The organism is Streptomyces brasiliensis, assembly GCF_014647875.1.
In the GTDB taxonomy this organism is placed as follows: domain Bacteria; phylum Actinomycetota; class Actinomycetes; order Streptomycetales; family Streptomycetaceae; genus Streptomyces; species Streptomyces brasiliensis.
The window spans coordinates 1-1,048 of record NZ_BMQA01000239.1; the positions used below are offsets into that span (position 1 = coordinate 1).

Consider the following 1,048-nt stretch of genomic DNA (forward strand, 5'->3'; position numbering starts at 1 on the left):
GTCGCCGCTCCAGCCGTTCATCTGGAACACCTTGGGCGTGTACGACTTGACGACGTCGTCACTCGGCAGCGTGAACTGGGTCAGGCTGGACGTCGTGTCGTGGGTGGCGTGGGCGGCCGTGGTCGAGCGACGCGCGTCTATGCCACGGGTGTTGGAGACGACGATCTTCCCACCGACCTGGGCGATCTCCGAGGGGAAGTAGTCTGTCGGGAGCAGGCCGACGTAGCGGGCGGGCTGCGCCGGGCCCGAGTAGCGGTAGACCGCGACGGCGTTGGCGCGGCCCAGCGTCACCAGCAGACGGCCGTCGTCGGTGAGGGTGATGGCGTTGGGCTCGTAGCCGACCGAGGACTCGGCCCACGGCTGGGTGGAGATGGTCTGGACGACCTTGTCGCTCTTGGTGTCGATGACCGAGACGCTGTTGTCGACGGTGTTGGTGACGAACAGCGCGCCCTTGGCGGCGTACACCGCGGTCGGGTGCAGACCGACGTCGATGGTGGAGACGGCGGCGGACGCGTCGGCGGTGTTGATCACGCTGACCGTGCCGGTGGTGGCGGCGCCGGTCTCACGGTTGGCCGGCACATTGGTGCCGTAGGAGTTCATGGTGGTCTCGCCGGCCTGGGCCGGGCGGCCGCCCTCGTTGGTGACGTACAGCTTGCCGCCGACCAGGGCCAGGCCGCGCGGGGCGGTGCCGGTGGTCCAGGTCTGGTTGATGGTGCCGGTGGCGGCGTCGATGGCGACGACCTTGTTCTGGCCGTTGACCGCGCCATACACGGTGGAGCCGTCGGCGGAGAACACCGCGGCGGCCACCAGGGCCTGGTGGCCGCTGACGGTCGGGATGTTCACGGCGACCGGGTTGGCCAAGGTGCCGTCGGCGTTGACGGTGAACTTGGTGTAGCCGGTGGCCTGACCCAGCCACAGCGACGTGCCGTCGGGCGAGTAGGTCGGGCCTTCCTGGCCGACCGCGCTGCTGCTGATGCGCAGGTTGTCCGCCGCGTTGGTGCCGATCTTCTGCACCACCTTGCCGGTGGACAGGTCCGTGATCACCAGG

General features: G+C 69.3%; 1 protein-coding gene. It reads right to left on the bottom strand.

Annotated elements, in window-relative coordinates; genetic code table 11:
• A partial coding sequence (locus IEZ19_RS49970) for a YncE family protein (RefSeq protein ID WP_373297195.1) occupies nucleotides 1-1,048 on the bottom strand: 1,048 nt, incomplete at both ends.